The organism is Nocardia jejuensis NBRC 103114, from assembly GCF_001613145.1.
GTDB classification, from domain to species: Bacteria; Actinomycetota; Actinomycetes; order Mycobacteriales; family Mycobacteriaceae; genus Nocardia; species Nocardia jejuensis.
In genome coordinates, this window is the sequence record NZ_BDBU01000058.1 from 26,891 (window position 1) to 45,620 (window position 18,730).

The 18,730-nt window shown below is 67.7% G+C and carries 16 protein-coding genes; 6 read left to right on the forward strand and 10 right to left on the reverse strand.

All coding sequences use genetic code 11. From position 1 onward, the window contains the following. Window positions 1–227: 227 nt before the first annotated feature. The 3 genes from NJ1_RS34510 to NJ1_RS34520 all read left to right on the forward strand — a co-directional run bounded on the left by NJ1_RS34510 (window position 228) and on the right by NJ1_RS34520 (window position 3,391). On the forward strand, window positions 228–1,202 hold the full coding sequence (locus NJ1_RS34510; protein WP_067703496.1) for an NADP-dependent oxidoreductase: 975 nt from the start codon (window positions 228–230) through the stop codon (window positions 1,200–1,202). Window positions 1,203–1,350: 148 nt separating this feature from the next. Further along, a complete protein-coding gene (locus NJ1_RS34515) occupies window positions 1,351–2,511 on the forward strand; it encodes an FAD-binding oxidoreductase (RefSeq protein WP_067703451.1) in 1,161 nt (386 codons plus the stop codon). 94 nt (window positions 2,512–2,605) lie between these two features. Next, entirely contained in the window at window positions 2,606–3,391 is a 786-nt protein-coding gene (locus tag NJ1_RS34520; RefSeq protein WP_084479156.1) for an FAD-binding oxidoreductase, read from the forward strand. Window positions 3,392–3,436: 45 nt separating this feature from the next. Here the strand turns inward: NJ1_RS34520 and NJ1_RS34525 are convergent, their stop codons facing one another. The 7 genes from NJ1_RS34525 to NJ1_RS34555 all read right to left on the reverse strand — a co-directional run bounded on the left by NJ1_RS34525 (window position 3,437) and on the right by NJ1_RS34555 (window position 11,582). Further along, on the reverse strand, window positions 3,437–4,609 hold the full coding sequence (locus NJ1_RS34525) for a globin domain-containing protein (protein WP_067703454.1): 1,173 nt from the start codon (window positions 4,607–4,609) through the stop codon (window positions 3,437–3,439). Between the two features lie 589 nt (window positions 4,610–5,198). Beyond that, the gene (locus tag NJ1_RS34530) at window positions 5,199–5,609 is read right to left on the reverse strand and encodes a heat shock protein transcriptional repressor HspR (RefSeq protein ID WP_067703457.1); all 411 of its coding nucleotides are present in this window, start codon (window positions 5,607–5,609) and stop codon (window positions 5,199–5,201) included. After that, window positions 5,609–6,784, reverse strand: a complete 1,176-nt coding sequence (gene dnaJ / locus NJ1_RS34535) for a molecular chaperone DnaJ (RefSeq protein WP_067703459.1) — start codon at window positions 6,782–6,784, stop codon at window positions 5,609–5,611. The genes NJ1_RS34530 and dnaJ overlap by 1 nt, the downstream gene beginning before the upstream one ends. A 63-nt stretch (window positions 6,785–6,847) precedes the next feature. Further along, window positions 6,848–7,477 carry a nucleotide exchange factor GrpE gene (gene grpE / locus NJ1_RS34540; protein WP_067703462.1) on the reverse strand — a complete coding sequence of 210 codons (630 nt, stop codon included), beginning with the start codon at window positions 7,475–7,477 and terminating at the stop codon, window positions 6,848–6,850. Then, window positions 7,474–9,312, reverse strand: coding sequence for a molecular chaperone DnaK (gene dnaK / locus NJ1_RS34545; protein WP_067703465.1), 1,839 nt, complete (start codon window positions 9,310–9,312; stop codon window positions 7,474–7,476). Before dnaK ends, grpE begins: the two co-directional genes overlap by 4 nt. Before the next feature lie 392 nt (window positions 9,313–9,704). Beyond that, window positions 9,705–10,499: a DUF1707 SHOCT-like domain-containing protein gene (locus tag NJ1_RS34550; protein ID WP_067703468.1), complete on the reverse strand. Its 795-nt coding sequence runs from the start codon at window positions 10,497–10,499 to the stop codon at window positions 9,705–9,707. A 9-nt stretch (window positions 10,500–10,508) separates the two neighbouring features. Beyond that, on the reverse strand, window positions 10,509–11,582 hold the full coding sequence (locus NJ1_RS34555; RefSeq protein WP_245717709.1) for a DUF1707 SHOCT-like domain-containing protein: 1,074 nt from the start codon (window positions 11,580–11,582) through the stop codon (window positions 10,509–10,511). Window positions 11,583–12,057: 475 nt separating this feature from the next. Here NJ1_RS34555 and NJ1_RS34560 point away from each other — a divergent pair, with 475 nt between their 5' ends. After that, the gene (locus tag NJ1_RS34560) at window positions 12,058–12,951 is read left to right on the forward strand and encodes an LLM class flavin-dependent oxidoreductase (RefSeq protein WP_245717710.1); all 894 of its coding nucleotides are present in this window, start codon (window positions 12,058–12,060) and stop codon (window positions 12,949–12,951) included. Window positions 12,952–12,992: 41 nt separating this feature from the next. Here the strand turns inward: NJ1_RS34560 and NJ1_RS34565 are convergent, their stop codons facing one another. From NJ1_RS34565 to NJ1_RS34575, 3 genes are all read right to left on the reverse strand, one after another. Next, complete coding sequence (locus NJ1_RS34565; protein ID WP_067703505.1) at window positions 12,993–13,847, reverse strand: RNA polymerase sigma factor; 855 nt, start codon at window positions 13,845–13,847, stop codon at window positions 12,993–12,995. Window positions 13,848–14,137: 290 nt separating this feature from the next. After that, on the reverse strand, window positions 14,138–15,010 hold the full coding sequence (locus NJ1_RS34570; protein ID WP_067703474.1) for a haloalkane dehalogenase: 873 nt from the start codon (window positions 15,008–15,010) through the stop codon (window positions 14,138–14,140). A gap of 66 nt (window positions 15,011–15,076) precedes the next feature. Next, window positions 15,077–15,592 carry a MarR family winged helix-turn-helix transcriptional regulator gene (locus tag NJ1_RS34575; RefSeq protein WP_084479159.1) on the reverse strand — a complete coding sequence of 172 codons (516 nt, stop codon included), beginning with the start codon at window positions 15,590–15,592 and terminating at the stop codon, window positions 15,077–15,079. Between the two features lie 112 nt (window positions 15,593–15,704). On the opposite strand from NJ1_RS34575, the gene NJ1_RS34580 reads away from it, so the two are divergent. Together NJ1_RS34580 and NJ1_RS34585 are read left to right on the forward strand one after the other, a co-directional pair. Then, window positions 15,705–17,393 carry an MFS transporter gene (locus NJ1_RS34580; RefSeq protein ID WP_245717711.1) on the forward strand — a complete coding sequence of 563 codons (1,689 nt, stop codon included), beginning with the start codon at window positions 15,705–15,707 and terminating at the stop codon, window positions 17,391–17,393. Window positions 17,394–17,565: 172 nt separating this feature from the next. Further along, a complete protein-coding gene (locus NJ1_RS34585; protein WP_067703483.1) occupies window positions 17,566–18,726 on the forward strand; it encodes a zinc-binding dehydrogenase in 1,161 nt (386 codons plus the stop codon). Window positions 18,727–18,730 lie beyond the last annotated feature (4 nt).

An 18,730-nucleotide genomic window follows, 5' to 3' on the forward strand; every position in this document is an offset into this window, starting at 1 on the left:
AGTCTGACTAGTTTTCGGCAGTGACACCAGAGCCGAAGGTCCCCGTTAACCGTACGCGCTGGTAACCCGGACGAATTGCCCGGACATACCGGACGAAGTGCCTGCGCAGCCCGATATTCGGGCGCGATGAAGGGACGTATCGGACCGGGAATGCCTACGATGGTCAGGTTCGTTGACGCATCACAGCAGCTCGTCGGTCCCGCAAGCCCGAACGAATGGAGCAGTCAATGCGCGCGATCGTGGCACGTGAGTTCGGAGCCCGCCCAGAACTGGCCGATATGCCGATCCCCGAGGCGGGACCCGGCACGGTGCAGATTCAGCTCGAGGCCGCCGGGGTGAACCCGGTCGATCTGCTCGTCGTCAGGGGAATGCTGAAAGACCAACTGCCGCACGACTTTCCGATGATCATCGGCACCGACGGCGCGGGCACCATCTCGGCGATCGGCCCCGGCGTCGACGATTTCGGATTCGGCGACCGGGTGGTGGGCAAGTTCATGGTCCCGCCGATCGGACACGGCACCTATGCCGAATACATCGTGGTCCCCGAGGCCACCCTGGCCAAGATCCCGGACGAGGTCACCGCGATCCAGGCGGCCGCGTTGCCCACCGCCGGCATCACCGCCCTGGATCTGATGAACGCCGCGCGCGTCACCTCCGGGCAGAGGGTGCTGGTCGTCGGCGCGTCCGGCGGCGTCGGTTCCTTCCTGGTGCAGCTGGCCGCGCTCGCGGGCGCGCACGTGATCGCCACCGCCCGCGCCGACGACACCGATCGGATGATCCGCCTCGGCGCGTCCGAGGTGGTCGACTACGGCCGGATTCAGGTCACCGACTCCCCCACTCGGCCGGAATCGTCGGAATTGTCGGTAGCTGATTCGGTGCGGACGACGACGCCGGGCGGAATCGACGCCCTCTTCGATCTGGTCAGTCCGCCGCCGGTGTTCGCCGAGAACGCGACCCTGGTGAAGGACAGCGGAGCCGCGTACTCGACGATCGGCTCGGCCGACGAGGTCGCGCTGAAATCCCGTCACGTCACCGGCGGCAACTTCCAATCCACCGGTGGCGCAGCCGAATTGCGGCAATTGCTGCGGTACGTCGGCAACGGCGATCTCGTCGTTCCGGTCGCCGCGACACCGCCGCTGGAGGCGGCGCCGGAGGTGCTCGGCGCACCGGGCGCACGGGGAAAGACGGTCCTGTTCATCTGAACCACGGGTTACACAAATCGTTCGCCCTGGGCTATATCCGTGCGACCACCGTTTTTTGAGGGATACTTGACCGGGAGAACGGCCCGGAACCAGGCCGATCGCGGTTGGAGACAACCCGGGTAGCACCAAAGGAAGGAAGCTCGACGTCGTGGATGCGCGTTCGGCAGCGCTGGTCCGCGCAAACTTTCGGACTGTCGTCGAGGCCCCGCACGGGCCCGAACGATTGATCAGCGCGTTCTACGGTCACCTCTTCGCGGAGATACCCGCCCTGCGGGAATTGTTCCCCTCCGCCATGGACATGCAGCCCAAGCGGCTCATGACCGCCATCCAGTTCGTACTGGACAATCTGGAGGACTGGGATCGCGCGCAGCGCTTCCTGGAACAGTTGGCGCGCGATCACCGTAAGTACGGCGTGGAAGCGGCCCACTACGACATGGCCGGACGGGCCCTGTTGTCGGCGTTCCGCAGTTACAACGGGTCCGGACAATGGGACCGGGCGCTGGAGGCGGGATGGGCGGACATCACCATCCTGATCTCGGCGTCCATGGCCATCGGTGCGAACTCCGACAAATCGCAACCCTATTGGGAGGCGACGGTCGTCGGGCATCGGCGCGTGGTGGACGATCTGGCCATCGTGCGCCTGCAGACCGATGCCCCGATCCCGTATCAGGCCGGGCAGTACGTGCCGATCGCGATTCCGCAGCGGCCGAAGATGTGGCGGTACCTGTCCCCCGCCATCCCGACCAATCCCTACGGCGAGATCGAGTTCCACGTCCGCAAGGTGCGCACCGGCTGGGTGAGCCCGGCCATCGTGAACGAGACCCAGGTCGGGGACCGCTGGATGATCGCGGCCCCGCTGGGCGGTCTGCACGTGGATCTGAGCAGCCGCCGCGATGTGCTCATGATCAGCTCCGGCACCGGTATCGCCCCGATGCGCGCGCAGCTGATCGAGATGGGCCGGCGCGGCATCAACCCGCGCGTACACCTGTTCATGGGCGGTCGCTACCCGTGTGATCTGTACGACGTGGAGAACATGTGGCAGCTCTCGCAGAGCAATCCGTGGCTGACCGTCGTCCCGGTGTGCGAGAACGAGACCAACCCGTGGTGGCATCCCTATCCGCCCGCCGAGACGCCGTACGGCATGCACCGGCGGCTGATCGGCAACCTCGGCGCGGTGGTGGCCAGCTTCGGGTCGTGGCAGGACCGCCAGATCCAGATCGCCGGATCGGCGCGCATGATCGCGGACACCAAGCGCGCGCTGCTCGCGGTCGGCACCCCGGAATCGGTGATCGCCTGCGATCCGGTGTGAGTCACCGCGCGGCGCCCGCGGCGAGAATCGGTGCGGTACCGAGAATCAGTGCAGTAGCAGGCTTTTCGACGTTTTCGACGTACAGGAGTTCGTTGTGACCCTCGACCCCGACGAGACCGGCCCGATCTCACTCGGTGAGGCGAAGGAGTGGACGGCGACGGTGGTGGGCGCGCACCGGTTGCGCGAGGACCTCACCGTCATCCGCCTGATCGGCGAGTTCGTGCCGTTCGCCCCGGGTCAGTCAGTGGAGATTCGCACGCCGCAGCATCCGAACATGGTGCGCCGCTTGTATCCGGCGCTGCCGCCGTCATTGGACGGCAAGCTCGAATTCCACGTGCGCACGGTGCCCGGCGGCTGGTGCAGCGGCTCGCTGGTGTCGGACACCCGCAACGGCGACGAGTGGCGGATCAGCGCCCCCGCGGGCTGGCTGGCGGTGGATCCGGACGCCACCGACGTGGTGATGATCGCCGACGGCGTCGGCCTCGCTCCCCTGCGTTCCCTGCTGCTGGACCTGGCGCGCCGCGAAAACCCGCCCGCCACACATCTTTTCGTCGGCGGACGCTACCCGCGCGACCTCTACGCCTCGGACATGCTCTACCTGCTCACCGGCGAACTCCCCTGGCTCACGGTGATTCCCGTCGTCCAGGACGAGCAGGACCCGGACATGACAGACCGCTGGTACGAGGCCTGCCGCGTCGACATCGGCTTCCACCCGGAGGAGATGGTCCCCGGCTCCCTCGCCGATGTCGTCGGCCGCTTCGCGCCCCTGGACCACCACCACATCCTGGTGGCGGGCCGGGCGGCGGTGGTCGAATCCACCGTGTCGCGCCTGATCGAGACCGGCACCCACCCCGACGCCATCCGCTACGAGGGCTTCTGACCCCCGGGCGGATTCCGCCGCCCCGTGGAACAGCCGATTCCGCCCCTAGAACAACGGGTCGTGGCGGATGTTCTTGGTGGGGGTTCCGGCGGCCATGAGGCGGAACTTGGTGGTCTGCACCATGCTCGGGGACCCGACGATCTGGACGTCGCGGTCGTCCCAGGAGCCGTACGCGGCGACGATCTTGCCGATCTGACCGATCTCGCGCGGCTGCAGGCCCGGCAGATCCCTTGCGTCGTCACCGGTTTCGCCGAAGTGCCACCACGGGTTCTCGTCGCTCTCGGTGACCGGGATGACGGTGAGCCACTTGTTGGCGATGGCGAGCTGGCTCAGCACCTCGAGGTCGTAGAGGTCGCAGGGGTAGTGACCGCCGACGAAGAGATCGACCTTGGGATTGGACCGCCGCTGGGTCATGGCCATGATCTGGGCGCGCAGCGGCGCGATACCGGTGCCGCAGCCGATCATGAGCAGCTTGCGGCGGGTATTGCGCGGGACGCCGAGGCCGCCGAGCGGTGACCCGATCAGCCACTGCTCCCCGACCTTGGTGTGCCCCACCATGGCCGGGCTGACCCAGCCGCCGGTGACGCCGCGAATGTGGAACTCGATCTCGCCGGTGGCGTTGGCCGGGATGGCCGGGGACAGATACCGCCACATGCGCGGCCGCGAGGGCACCTGCACGCTCATGTACTGCCCGGCCGCGTACTGCATGGGCTGATCCAGCTTGAGCCGCACGATGGCGAGATTGCGCAGCACCTCGCGGTGTTCGATGACGGTGCCCGTCCAGACCGGCGGGGTGCTCTCCTGGTCGGCGGCGGCCATCATGGTGCCGGCGATCAGACCCAGGCCCTCGTCCCAGGCGCGGTCGACCTCGTCGCTCCAGAGCTCGGTGCCCGCGTAGGACTGCATGGCGGTCTTCAGCGATTTGCCCACGGCCGCATAGTGATCGGCGACCACACCGTATTTGCGGTGGTCACGCCCGAGCTGGGCGAGGAAGGGCAACAGCTTGTCCGGCTCCTCGAGCCGGTCCACCACATACGCGATCGCCTTCACCAGGCGATCGCGCTGAGCGTCCAGCGCGGCCGGAAAGAAGTCCCGCACTTGCGGATACTCCGTGAAAAGCACTGCATAGAAGGATCGGGCGAGTTTCTCGGGGCCACCATCCTCCGCAGCTACCGCCTTGAACGTCGTTCTAATCAATGCGACGGTCCGCGAATCCATTTGTGTCACAACCCCATTTCGCACTCGAACACGGGCGGGGCCGGCGAGTGCAGTGCTGCGGGACACTCGACAGCAGCCGTTGCTGAGCAAGTGTAGGGCAGGTTTGCCAGCAACGGAACGGGACGTTTCAACAACGCACCTCTAATTCCTCGAAAACCAGGAATTCGCAGGTCAATTCATCAGAAAACATACCGTTCACCTGCAACACGCCGCACGACACGGGTTGCTAGGCAACGATATTGCATGCTTCGTTTTGCGGGACTCAGCAAAACAGCGACCATGCCGCAACCACGGTGGCGTTTCAAATGCGCTGCGACATACGGACAAAACTCGCTTCGGTGCGAATTCTCCAACCGGGCGGTCTGTATCTAATTGCCAACACTAATACAGCTTCCGGAACTCCGCGCCTCCGAAATCAGCGCATCACATAACCCGCAACAATCCGGCTACACGGTCGCGGCGAACCGTCGTTTCGGCCGGGCCGAATTCCCGGGTCGGCGCGCGCCGAACTCCTCCGGCCGCACACGTAGTAAAGGGGCGCTCCGGAATCGGAGCGCCCCTTCACCCACTGCGTGGAGTCGTCTGTCGGCTATTGCTGCGGACGATGCCGATTCCTCGGCTGCCACACCACCAGCGCGGTGCTGCGTTGCGGCGGGGACAGTTCCGCGCGGTAGCCCGCACGCAATCTCTCCACCTCCGAGGCCAGCTCGCCCACGCGCTGCTGCAGCTCCTCGACCTGGTTGGTGAGTTCGATGATCCGCTTGACGCCGGCCAGGTTCACGCCTTCGTCCTGGGACAGGCGCTGCACCTCGCGCAGCAGCTCCACGTCCCGGTTCGAATAGCGCCGTCCGCCGCCCGACGTGCGTTGCGGCGACACCAGTCCCAGCCGGTCATAGGTGCGCAGCGTCTGGGCGTGCATGCCCGCCAGCTGTGCCGCCACCGAGATGAGGAAGTACTGCACCTCGTGTCCCTGGTGGCCCTGGTTCGGATCGGAACTCATCACGCACCTGCCCATCCCGCACGTGGATCGAAGCCGCTGGTCTTCTCCGCCTCCGCGTAGCGCCGCAGCGCCTCGGTGGCTTCGTCGTCCAGCTTCTGCGGTATCGCGACCTTCACGGTGACCAGCAGGTCACCGGCCACGCCGTCACGCTTGGGCACTCCGCGCCCGCGCACTCTCAGGGTACGGCCGTCGGCGGTGCCCGGGGGCACCTTGACTCCGACGCGACCCTCGAGGGTGGGCACGGAAACCGTTGTGCCCAGGACCAGTTCGGCGTAGCTGACCGGCAGCACCAGGGTCAGGTCGTCGCCGTTGCGGCCGAAGACCTTGTCCTGGCTGACGTGCACGGTCACGAACAGATCGCCGGGAGGCGCACCGCGCAGGCCCGCCTCACCTTGACCGGCGAGCCGGATGCGCTGCCCGTCCCGCACACCCGGAGGGATCCGCACCGTGATGGTGCGAGTCCGGTTCTGGATGCCCGAGCCGCGGCAGTCGACGCACGGATCGTCGATGATCGATCCGGTGCCCCGGCAGTCCTCACACGGCTCGCTGAATCCGAACGCACCCTGGTTCCGGCTGATGACGCCGGATCCGTTGCAGTGCGGGCAGACTCGCGGGCTGGTGCCCGGCTTGGCACCGCTGCCGTGGCAGGTGGTGCAGGCCGCCGGACTGGTCATGCGCAGCGGAACGGTGACGCCCTGGGCCGCCTCGCGGAAGCCGAGGGTCGTCTCGGTCTCCACATCGCTGCCGCGCCGCGGCCGCGAGGAGGTCCGAGCACCGCTGCGGTTGAACAGGCCGCCCAGCAGGTCGCCGAGGCCACCGTCCGCGGCGGTCGCCTGACCGCCGCCGAAGATGTCACCCAGGTTGAAGTCGTTGGTGAACCCGCCCTGCTGACCGGCGTAGCCGCCGCCCGGCGAGAAGCCGCCGCGGCCGAAACCGCCGTTGGCGAACAACCGTCGCGCTTCGTCGTACTCCTTGCGCTTCTCCGGATCCGACAGCACGGCTTGCGCCTCGCTGACGGCCTTGAACCGCTCCTCGGCCTTGCTGTCCCCGGGGTTCTTGTCCGGGTGCAGGTCACGGGCCAGTTTGCGATAGGCCTTCTTGACCTCGTCCTGGGTGGCGCTGGAGGAAATACCCAGCTCCTTGTAGAAGTCCTTCTCGAGCCACTCCCGATTCACCGGGCATCTCCTCCTTTCGTGCTCCGCGGCGCCGTCGTCCCGCTGGGGGTCGGCGGCAGGGTATTACTCGGTACCAGCGGCATCTGGGCCGGCGTTCGTCGGATCCGGTTGTGCGGCAGCGCCGTTCCCCAGATCTGCTGCCGCGTCGGTGACGCCCACCAGTGCGTGACGCAGCACGCGCTCACCGAATCGGTAGCCCTTGCGCATCACCATGCCGATGACCGGATCGTGTCCACTGCCCTCGTGCTGCACGGCCTCGTGCAGGGTCGGGTCGAAAGGATCACCCTCCGAACCGAATTCCACGAGTCCCTGCTTCTCCAGGGCGGTGACCAGCTTGTCCGCGACGCCCTTGAGGGGTCCGGCCTCGAGGTCACCGTGCGCACGGGCGCGGTCGAGATCGTCGAGCACGGGCAGCAATTCACCGACGACCAGTGCCTTGGCGTTGTCGATGGTGGCCTTGCGGTCACGCTCCACGCGGCGGCGGTAGTTGGCGTATTCGGCAGTCAGCCGCTGCAAGTCGGCTGTGCGCTCGGCCAATTCGGCCCCGATGGTGTCGGCGAGAGCGTCCTCGCCCGCCTCCGGGGAACCGTCCGGCCGAGCGGCCGCGGCGTCGTCCGCCGCGGCCTCCCGGAATCCACCCTCGAACTCCGCCGGATCGATGACCGGTTCTTGTTCTGAGTTGTGGTTGGTCACTTCTTCTCCGGCTCCTCGACGACCTCGGCGTCGACGACGGTGTCATCGGCGTCGGTCGCGCTCGCACCGTTGGCGGAGCCGGCCGACTCGGCCGCCGACGCGTCGTAGATGGCCTGACCCAGCGCCTGCGACTCGGTGGCGAGCTTCTCCACCGCGGTCTTGATGACCGCGATATCGGTGCCCTCGAGAGCCTCGTTGGCCTCGGTGATGGCCGCTTCGACCTTCTCCTTGATGTCGGCCGGGACCTTGTCCTCGTTGTCCTTGATGAACTTCTCGGTCTGGTGCACCAGCGACTCGGCCTGGTTGCGGGTCTCGGCCTCCTCGCGACGGGCCTTGTCCTCCGAAGCGTGCGCCTCGGCGTCCTTGACCATGCGATCGATCTCCTCCTTGGACAGGCCGGAGCCGTCCTGGATCTTGATCGTGTTCTCCTTGCCGGTGCCCTTGTCCTTCGCGGTCACGTGCACGATGCCGTTGGCATCGATGTCGAAGGTGACCTCGATCTGCGGCACGCCGCGCGGGGCCGGCGGGATGCCGGTCAGCTCGAAGGATCCGAGCAGCTTGTTGTGCGAGGCGATTTCGCGCTCGCCCTGGAAGACCTGGATCTGCACGGACGGCTGGTTGTCATCCGCGGTGGTGAAGGTCTCCGAGCGCTTGGTCGGAATGGTGGTGTTGCGCTCGATGAGCTTGGTCATCACGCCGCCCTTGGTCTCGATACCCAGCGACAGCGGGGTGACATCGAGCAGCAGGACGTCCTTGACCTCGCCCTTGAGCACACCGGCCTGCAGGGCGGCGCCGACGGCGACGACCTCGTCCGGGTTCACGCCCTTGTTGGGCTCACGGCCACCGGTCAGTTCCTTGACCAGGTCCGAGACGGCGGGCATACGGGTCGAACCACCAACGAGGACAACATGATCGATGTCGCCGACGGCGATGCCCGCGTCCTTGATGACGGACTGGAAGGGCTTGCGGGTGCGATCCAGCAGATCGGAGGTGATCTTCTGGAACTCCGAGCGGGTCAGCTGCTCGTCCAGGAAGAGCGGGTTCTTGTCCGCGTCGACCGTGATGTACGGCAGGTTGATCGAGGTGCTCTGCGAGGAGGACAGTTCGATCTTGGCCTTCTCGGCGGCCTCGCGCAGACGCTGCAGGGCCATCTTGTCCTTGGTCAGGTCGATGCCCGCGGACGCCTTGAACTTGTCGACCAGCCAGGACACGATGCGCTCGTCCCAGTCGTCGCCACCGAGGTGGTTGTCACCGGAGGTCGCGCGGACCTCGACGACGCCCTCGCCGATCTCCAGCAGGGACACGTCGAAGGTGCCGCCACCGAGGTCGAAGACCAGGATGGTCTGTTCCTTGTCGCCCTTGTCCAGGCCGTAGGCCAGCGCGGCCGCGGTGGGCTCGTTGACGATGCGGAGCACATTGAGGCCCGCGATCTGTCCGGCTTCCTTGGTGGCCTGGCGCTGCGCGTCCTCGAAGTAGGCGGGGACGGTGATCACCGCGTCGGTGATCTCTTCGCCCAGGTAGGCCTCGGCGTCGCGCTTCAGCTTCATCAGCGTGCGCGCGGAGATCTCCTGCGGGGTGTAGTTCTTGCCGTCGATCTCGACGGACCAGTCCTCACCCATGTGGCGCTTGACCGACCGGATGGTGCGGTCGACGTTGGTGACGGCCTGGTTCTTGGCGGGCTGGCCGACCAGCACCTCACCGTTCTTCGCGAATGCGACGACAGAGGGCGTAGTGCGCGATCCCTCCGAGTTGGCCACGACTACCGGCTCGCCGCCTTCGAGAACGGCGATGACCGAGTTCGTGGTCCCGAGGTCGATACCGACCGCACGAGCCATGGTGGTTCCTCCTAGTTGACGTTCGTGTGTGTTCAATACCCGGCTCCGCAGGGGGTTCCGGCGGCGTAGGCCGCGGACTCTCCGAGAGACGGTTCCCAGCAACACTGAGCGTGGTCGGCTCAATCCTGCACCGATTGGTCATCGTGTGCAACTCAGACTTGAGTCATCCACACTCAATGTTTGCTTTGATCAGCACCAACAGGGCACTCGACGCATCTATTCCCGGGCGCGAAAAGAGTCCCGGAGGCCATCCGAGGGCCATTGTGTGCACACCGGTCGGTTCGAAACCAGGGTTCGGGGCCGAATCGTGACAGTGGTCGACGCAACTTCGAGCGAGGGTTGCGCTCCCTCGCCCGGCGGGTTCGCGACCCGTGCGGCGGGGATCGCGCGGATCAGCGGTCGAGCGGGAAGACCTGCAGCGGCTCGCCCGCGGGGGTCACGTCCAGGAAGCCGGTCTTACCGGCGTCCTGGACGTAGATGCTCGCGACCGCGCCCAGATCCGCGAAGTGCGAGCCGGTGCCGACATCGACGATGACGTGTGAGACCCGGGCCTGGGGCGCGTGCAGCGACTGGGGCGCACCGGCCAGCAGCGCCGCGAACTTCGGCAGATCGAACTCCTCCAGTCGGAACTGCTTCTTGTCCGATCCGCTCCTCGGCGTGGTCGAGACGGTGAATTTGCCGTTCCGGTAGTCGATTTCCTCGGTCAGCGCCGGGTCCGCCGTGGGGCGTTCCACCGACACCCGCTCGGGATAGAGGGTGAGCTCGTCGATCGGGGCATCGCCGTACGCCGCGCGATAGGCGGCCAGGAACCCGCCGAGCCCCGGTCCCGCGGTCGGATCCGCGATGGGGACCTCCCTCGCCGACAGCGGACCGCTCGAACTCACACAGCCGGTGAACATTCCGAGCAGCGCACCGACGCCGACGATCGCTCCGGCGATCGCCCACCGTCGCGAACGATTGCGGCGCTCGGGGCGCAGCAGCGGGGCGTCGACCAGATTGGCGGGAATCTGCAGATCCCCGATCAGCGAGTCCAGATCGCCGAAGGTCCGGGCGTTCATGGCGGCGGCGGTGCGCCGAGCATGCTCGGCGTCGGGCAATTCGCCTGTCTCACGGGCATTGTCGAGCAGGGCACACGCGTCCACGCGATCGGAGTCGCGCACGCGCAGGCCGCTGTGCCGGGTAGCCATGGAGTTCCCCTATCGCCTGAACGGGTAGGCGCGGATGACCGCACCGGCCGGTGTCGCGGTCAGATGGCCGCTCTCTTTGAACTCGTTGCTCACGAAGATGCTCACCACCGGAACCCCGTCACCGAACTGGTACTCGATGAGACTGATCGCGCCCTGGTCCACCTGCAGCAACTTGGGCGCGTCGGCGGCCAGCCTCATGATCGCGGGTATATCGAGCATCGCGAGATCGACTGTGCCGGAACCCGATCGGCGCGATTCGACGGCGCCGCTCTGCTGGAATCCGCCACGGTAGTCGAACCGGACCGACCGATTCGGTTGCGGGACACGGGTTATCGAAGCCCAGGTCGGGTAGAGGTTGAGGTCGTCGACCAGGGTGTCCCCGAATTTCGCGCGGTACTGCTCCCGGAACAGCGTGAGCCCCTCGGTGGTGAAAAGCTGCGGCAGCGGAACCACTTTCGGCGTGATCACGCCCAGATCGGCCACCGCCGCGGCGGCCACCTTCGCCGCCTCGGCATCACGGTGCGTCAGCGTGAATCCGCCGACCACCGCGGCCACCGTCACCACGACCAGGGCCACCGCGAAGAGCTGACCGCGATACGAGCGCGGCGGGCGCGGATCCGCCGGAGCGCCGGCCGACCGTTGCAGATCGTCGGTGAGCTCGGCCAGCTCCACCAGAGTTCTTGCCTCACCGGCCAATTCGGTGAGCGCCCGATGATCGGCGGCGGTCAGCTGACCGTCCGCGAGGCCCGCGTCGAGCAGCGCACAGGCGGCCGCCCGATCGGCGGTTCCCGCCCGGGTTCCCACCGGATAGCGCTTGCCGGTGGCCCGCCGGGCGACGGCCGCCTCCGAAACCAGCGGAACCGCGTTCGTCTCCTGCAGATCCCCCACCAGCCGCTGCAATTCGCCCAGCGTCTTCGCCGCGGCCGCGCGGTCGGACCGATCGTGGTATTCGTCGGCCCCGAGCTGGCCTTCCTCATAGGCGGCGTCCAGCCGCGTCCGCACGGCGACACGATCGAGATCGCGGGCCCGCAGCCGCCCGGCAGCACTCGAATATCCCGACGAATCGGACGATCTGGAACTCACACCCGGATCGTAGTTCCCTCCCGTGACCAGTGCAGGGATACCCGGCCCCACTCGGCATCCCCTGGCCGCCGCATCCAGCATGTGGATCGGGCGGTGAGGCCGCGCGCGCTCGAGCAGTGAGAGTTTCGGCAACGCCCGGTAACTCCGGCGGTGAGATCGGGCCCGACCGGTCATCCCGCGAGATCGGCCGCACCGAATATGCCGCCACAGTGGTGCGCACACACGTATGCCCCCGGCGCGAGCGGCCCCCGCACCGTGGGCACGGCGAACGACCCGCCGGTCACCGAACCCACAGTTCGAGATCGGCCGGAACGAGGGCGATCACCGCCGCCCGCCGCCCGGCTCGAGCGACTCGGGAGGTGGGGCCGGGCCGGGCGGACACGCTGCGGACACGTGCGCGAAGCCTGAAATGCCGGGTATTGCCGTAGTGGCAGGAAAGGATCGAATCCTTCGTCTTCGCAGCGCAGGAGGCATGGTGGCAGCTCGGTTCGGCATTTCGATTCCGCCGGTCGCATCGGCGCTTCCGGTCGTGCTGGACATGGCCATGGCCGCGGACGACGAGGGCCTCGACTTCGTCGGGATCCAGGATCACCCGTACAACGCCGAGTTCGGCGACGCCTTCGCGGTGATCGGTGCGTGCCTGGCGGTGACCGACCGGGTCCGGCTCTATCCGGGCGTCGCGAATCTCCCGCTGCGCACCCCGGCGATGATCGCCAAGCAGGCGGCCACCTTCGATCTGCTCAGTCGCGGCCGATTCGAACTGGGGTTGGGTTCGGGCGCGTTCGAGAGCGGCGTGATCGCGATGGGCGGCCCGTACCGCCGGGGTCAGGCCGCACTGCAGGCGCTCGCCGAGGGCATGGCGATCATTCGCGCCGAATGGCGGCCGGGGCAGCTCGTTTCGGTGGCCGGTCGCGAGTACTCGGTGCAGGGCATCGAGGGCGGTCCCGCGCCCGCGCACGATATGGGAATCTGGATCGGCGCGATGGGACCGCACGCCCTGGACCTGATCGGGGCCACGGCCGACGGCTGGGTCGCACCGCTGCCGAACTGGCTGCCGTGGGAGCAGTGGGCCTCCTGCAACGCGCGCATCGACGCCGCGGCCCGCTCCGCCGGCCGCGACCCGCGCTCGATCACCCGGATCGCGGCCCTGCCCGGCGTGGTCAGCGACCGCACCCTCCACCCCGACCCGCACGGCTCGGACCCGATCCAGGGTTCCGCGGACGAATGGGCCGAGATCATCTTCCGCCTGGCCCGCAACTCCGGCTTCGACACCTTCGTCTACTGGCCACCAGGTTTCGACGTCGACCAGGTCCAGCGCTTCGCTCGCCAGGTAGTCCCCGCGGCCCGCGAACTGCTCGGCGAGGGGTAGCGACCACAGGCCCGCGAGTTCGACGGCAACCGGGTTCGACCTCAGCCCAGCATCGGGAAGCGGCCGGAGGCCAGGATTCCTGCGATCGCCTCCATCTTGGCCTGCGGGGCAGCGTAATCGGGATGCGCGCCGAGTACCGTGGCCGCATCGCGCAGCCGGATCATCTGGCGTTCGGCCTCGGCGGCGCTCCGCCCGCCGGGCGTGATCGGATGGGTGGCGAAGGCCGGTCGGCGCACATCCACCCGACCGAGCTCGACGGCCTTGCCGACTCGGCGTGCGCAGCGGCAGAACGCCTTCGGATTCGCCAGGCCGCAGGTCGAGGTCAGGAAGTTCCCGAGCCGCCGCTTGGCCCGTTCCAGCCGCTTGCGGTAGGCGGCGGGGGTGACCCCCGCAACCCAGGCCGCCTCCGCGGATCCCAGGTCGAAGATCTCCGACAGCACGAACGCCACCCGCTCCTCACGCGCGAGACACTGCAGCATGGCCTGACTGCAATTGAGCCGCACCTCGTGCGTGAGCAACTCCGATTCCGGTCCGCGAAAATCCGCGTCCGCCAAACCGTCCCGCAGCCCCTCGCCGAACTCGTCGAGGGACAGCTGCTGCGCCTCCTGCGGCGTCCGTCGCCGCAGGTTCAGCAGATAGTTGACCCCGAGCCGGTACGCCCAGGTGAGCAGTTTCGCCTCCCCTCGCCAGGTGCCCAGATGCGCGACCACGCGCAGCAGGATCTCCTGCGAGGCGTCCTCGGCGTCGGCGGGCCGCCACACCATGCGCAGCGCGAGCCGGTATATCGGATCCTGCAGCAGCCGAACCACATCGGAGACCGCTGCTCGATCCCCGGCCACCGCCCGCGCCACCAACTCGACCTCGCCCGCATCCGGCCCCAGCCGTTCGGACGTCACACCCGTCTCGAGCGCGCCGCTCCGCTCGACGGAATCCCCATCACGCCGAGGCACTTCGCCGGTTGTCTCTCGCCCTACCCGACCTGCCGCGCCGTGCGGCCGCGGGTCCTCGTCCACCGGGTTCGTGAGGCCGGCGGGGCCGATGAACGATTCACTGTCCATGCCGTCAGCTTGGACGGGGAACCCGTGCCGTGCAACCACACCGGCCGGGGATCACCGGGGCGGTGAACCCGTCGGCAGGGATCGCGGGGGAAGTTGTCCGCCCCGCGATCGGCCCTGCCACGGCGGATTCAGGATACCGCCGCAGCGGTGGTGAGAGCGTGACGCCGGATCCATTCGGCCACAGCGGATCCGATGGCGTCAGGCTGGTCCTCCGGGCAGTGGTGCCCGGCCGGGCCGATGTTCACGACCTCGGTGGCGGCGAATGCGGTTGCCGCCCAGTCGATCATCGCGGGCGAGCCGAGCCCGACGCCCTGATCGACGGCCATCAGCAGCTTGGGCACCCGCGGGGTGTCGGCCATCCAGCGGTCGTAATTCTCGATCAGCGCGACCACGTCGGCCGGTTCCCCGTCGAGCGGGAATTCGCGCGGCCACACCAGCATCGGCTTGCGGGATTCGCGGGTTGGGTACGGCGCGCGGTAGGCCTCCAGCGCCTCGAGCGACAGGCTGCGGGTGGAGGCGGGCAGGTTGAACTCGATGAACATATTGCGGTCCAGCACCATCTCCTCGCCTTCCGGGGAACGGAAGCGGCGGAACAGCTCCGCTCCCTGCGGCGGCATCTCGTCCCAGCGCATCGGCCGCAGGAACGTCTCCACGACGGCGATGCCCTTGACGCGGCCGGGGTGCCTTGCGGCCCAGTCCATTCCGAGCGCGCCGCCCCAGTCGTGACCGACGATCACGACCTCGTCCAGGCCCAGCGCGTCGAACCAGGCGTCGAGATAACGCGCGTGATCGACGAACCGGTAGTCGCTGTCCGGCTTGCCGCTCGCGCCCATACCGATGAGATCCGGTGCCAGCACGCGATTCTCACCTTTCACGTGCGGAATCACATTGCGCCAGATGTAGGACGAGGTGGGGTTGCCGTGCAGGAACACCACCGGGACGTCGCCGCCGCCGGTGTCGGAGTAGTTGATGAACGAATCGAGTACGTCGATGGTGGCCATCGTGGGTGTCCTTCCGGGTGAATTGCCTACACCTGGTTGGACACGCGCCGTCGGCGGCTGTGACCGCTAGGAAGAGTGATCCGCGTCACATGTGGACCGCCCGGGCGACGCCGTCAGTCCCGGATGCACCCCCGGAGCCAGGCCATTGGCGGTGGCGGCGCGTTGCAGCAGTTCCAGCAGTTTCGCGCGATCCTCCGGCGGGAACGGCGCGAGCAGTTCCGCGTTCAATCCCGCCACGACGATCTCGGCGCGGGCGAGCAGGGCGTCGGCGGCGGGGAGCAGGTGGACCGCGTGGGCGCGGCGGTCGGTGGGGTGTTTGCGGCGTTCGACCAGGCCGCGTTTTTCCAGGTCGTCCACCAGACCGACCATCACGTTGCGGTGGATGCCGAGCGCGTCGCACAACTGCTGCTGAGTGAGACCGCCATTGGCCTCGAGATTGCGCAGGGTGCCGAACTGCTGCGGCCTGATGCCCAGCGGCGCGAGCAGTTCCGTGAAGCGGTATGCGACGTGAGAACCCAACTGCCCCAACAGGAATGCGACATGGTTCGACAGCGGAACGTACTCCGGAGCGGCATCGGTCACCCGTCGATCATACATCAATGCACCAATCATGAATGCACTCTTGATTGATAATCACTTCATGTGCATAGTTTGAAGGGTCGCCACACCATCACCGAATCGAAGAGAGATCGCCGTGGAACCCGACACCGCCCCCGTCACCCTCGACCCACGCCGCTGGATAGCCTTCGCCGTCGTCCTCGCGGCCGGGTTCATGGACCTGCTCGACGTCACCATCGTCAATGTGGCCGTCCCCAGCATTCAGAAGGACCTCGACGCCGAGTACTCCCAGATCGAATGGATCATCGCCGCCTACGTGCTGTCCTTCGCCGCGGTGCTGATCACCGGCGGCCGGCTCGGCGACATCTACGGTCGCAAACGCGTGTTCCTGCTCGGCATGGCCGGATTCACGCTCGCGTCGGCGGCCTGCGGCATCGCGACCGATCCGACGGTGCTGATCGGCTCCCGATTCGCGCAGGGCGCCATGGCCGGACTCATGGTGCCGCAGATTCTCGCCATCATCCGGGTCACCTTCCCGAAACAGGAGCGCGCCAAGGCGATTGCGGTCTACAGCGGCGTCGGCGGGTCGGCCTCGGCGGTCGGGCTCGCACTCGGCGGCCTGCTGGTGCAGTGGGACCTGTTCGGCTGGGGCTGGCGGCCGATCTTCCTGGTCAATATCCCGGTCGGCATCGCGGCGCTGATCGCGGCGGCGGTGGTCATGCGTGATTCGAAGTCGCCCGGAGCGACCCGGCTGGATCCGGTGGGCATGGTGCTGGCCGTGTCCGCGGTGCTGCTGCTGGTCTACCCGCTCAACGAGGGTCGCCGACTCGGCTGGCCCGCATGGACTTTCGTCATGGTGGCGGCCGCCGCGGCCGTGTTCGCGGCCTTCGTCCTGTATGAACGGCACCGCGCCCGCACCGTCGGATCGCCGCTGGTGGATCTGGCGCTCTTCCGGTCACGGCCGTTCACCCTCGGACTCTCCAGCTGGCTGCTGTTCTGGATCGGTTTCGGCGGGTTCTTCCTGACCTGGACGCTGTTCATGCAGGCCGGACTCGGCTGGTCACCCATGCGCGCCGGGCTCACTGCGGTGTTCTTCGCGGTCGGCGCGGGCATCGGCGCGGGTGTCTCGGTGAGTGTGCTCGCTCCGCGATTCGGACGCTGGGTGCTGACGGCGGGCGGGCTGATCACGGCCGCCGGATTCGCGCTGTACGGCTGGATGGGCGTGCACTACGGCCCCGATTTCGCGTCCTGGCAGATGGTGTTGCCACTGATCGTCACCGGCACCGGCTTCGGCATCGTGGTCGCGCCGACCATCGACATGCTGCTCGGACAGATCCCGGATCGGGAAGCGGGCGCGGCGTCGGGCCTGCTCAACACCGGTCAGCAACTGGGGCTGGCGCTCGGGGTGGCGCTGGTCGGCATCCTGTTCTTCGGTCAGCTGGACCATGATTCGGCGCGCGGGGTCGACGCGGTGACCGCGCAGACCCGCGCGGATCTGGCCGCCGCCGGTCTGCCCGCATCCGCGCAGGAGGAGATCCTCGCGAATTTCCGGGCCTGCGTGCGGGATCGGTCCGCCGAGGTGGATCCGTCGGCGGTCCCGGCCAGCTGCCGCGCCACCGGCGCCGATCCCGCTGTCGCGACGGTGCTCGCGGAGGCGGGGGCCGATGCCAACGCGGTGAACTTCGCCGCCACCTTCCGATACACCCTGATCTGGGGCATCGGCTTGATGACGCTGGTCTGCCTCGGATTCCTGTTGCTGCCCAAGGACACTCGACTCGAACAGCACGACATCGAGCTCCTCGACGACCGGTTGACCCACGTGTGAATCGCGGCCCCGGCGCGGGCACGCGCCGAACGGGTACCCCGCGCGAACGGCTCGTGGATTCGGCGCACCACCGAATTCGCGGGCCGTTCCGCTGTTCCGGACCACCCCGGGCGGGAAGAATTCGGGCCGAGAACAGTTCCCGACTGTCACCGTCTCTCGACAGGAGTACCTCATGCGCGCAGCCGTGTGTACCAAGGGTGAGTTCAGCGTGCAGGAGTTGCCCGCGCTCATACCGGGCCCGGGTCAGCTGCTGGTGAACGTGCTGCGATGCGGAATCTGCGGATCCGATCTGCACGCGCGGGTGCACTGCGACGAGCTCGCGGACCTCGCCGCCGCCACCGGCTACCAGGACTTCATGCGCTCGCATCAGAGCGTGGTGATGGGGCACGAATTCTCCGGCGAGGTCCTCGAGTACGGACCGAAGACGCGTCGCCGCTGGAAATCCGGCGCGCACGTGGTGGCGTTGCCGATCCTGCGCCAGGGCCGCGAACCACAGCTGACCGGGTTGTCGGTCGCCGCGCCGGGGGGTTATGCCGAGCAGGTGCTGGTGCAGGAGGCGATGACCTTCGAGGTTCCCAACGGCCTGTCTCCCGAGCACGCCGCGCTCACCGAACCGATGGCGGTGGCCTGGCACGCGGTCCGCAAGGGCCGGGTCGGGAAGAAGCAGACGGCCTTCGTGATCGGTTGCGGGCCCATCGGTCTCGCGGTGATCGCGATGTTGAAGGCGTCGGGTGTGCGGACCGTGGTCGCCAGCGACTTCTCGCCTCGACGCCGGGAGCTGGCGGCTCGGTGCGGTGCGGACGTCGTGGTGGATCCGGGTGTGGATTCGCCGTGGACCGCGAATCCGAGGCAGTCGCGCATCACCGGCGTCACCGACATACTCAATCTCGGCTTCGATGCGATGGAGCGACTGCGCCGAATCCCGAACATCCCCTGGTGGTACGTGTTCCGTGCGGCGCACACCTTCGATCAGGGGCCGGCCGGGCCGGTGATCTTCGAATGCGTCGGCGTGCCCGGGATCATCGACCAGATCGTCACCGCCGCGCCGCCGCTGTCCCGGGTGGTCGTGGTGGGCGTCTGCATGGAATCCGATTCCTTCCACCCCGCCACCGCCATCAACAAGGAGATCGAACTCCGCTTCGCCTTCGGCTACGACCCCGGCGAATTCCGCGACACCCTGCACATGATCGCCGACGGCAAGGTCGACCCCGCGCCGCTGATCACCGGCACCGTCGGCCTGGACGGCATCGACACCGCCTACACCGCCCTCGCCTCCCCCGAACAGCACGCCAAGATCCTCATCGACCCGCGCAGCACGGCGACCACGGTGTAGGGGG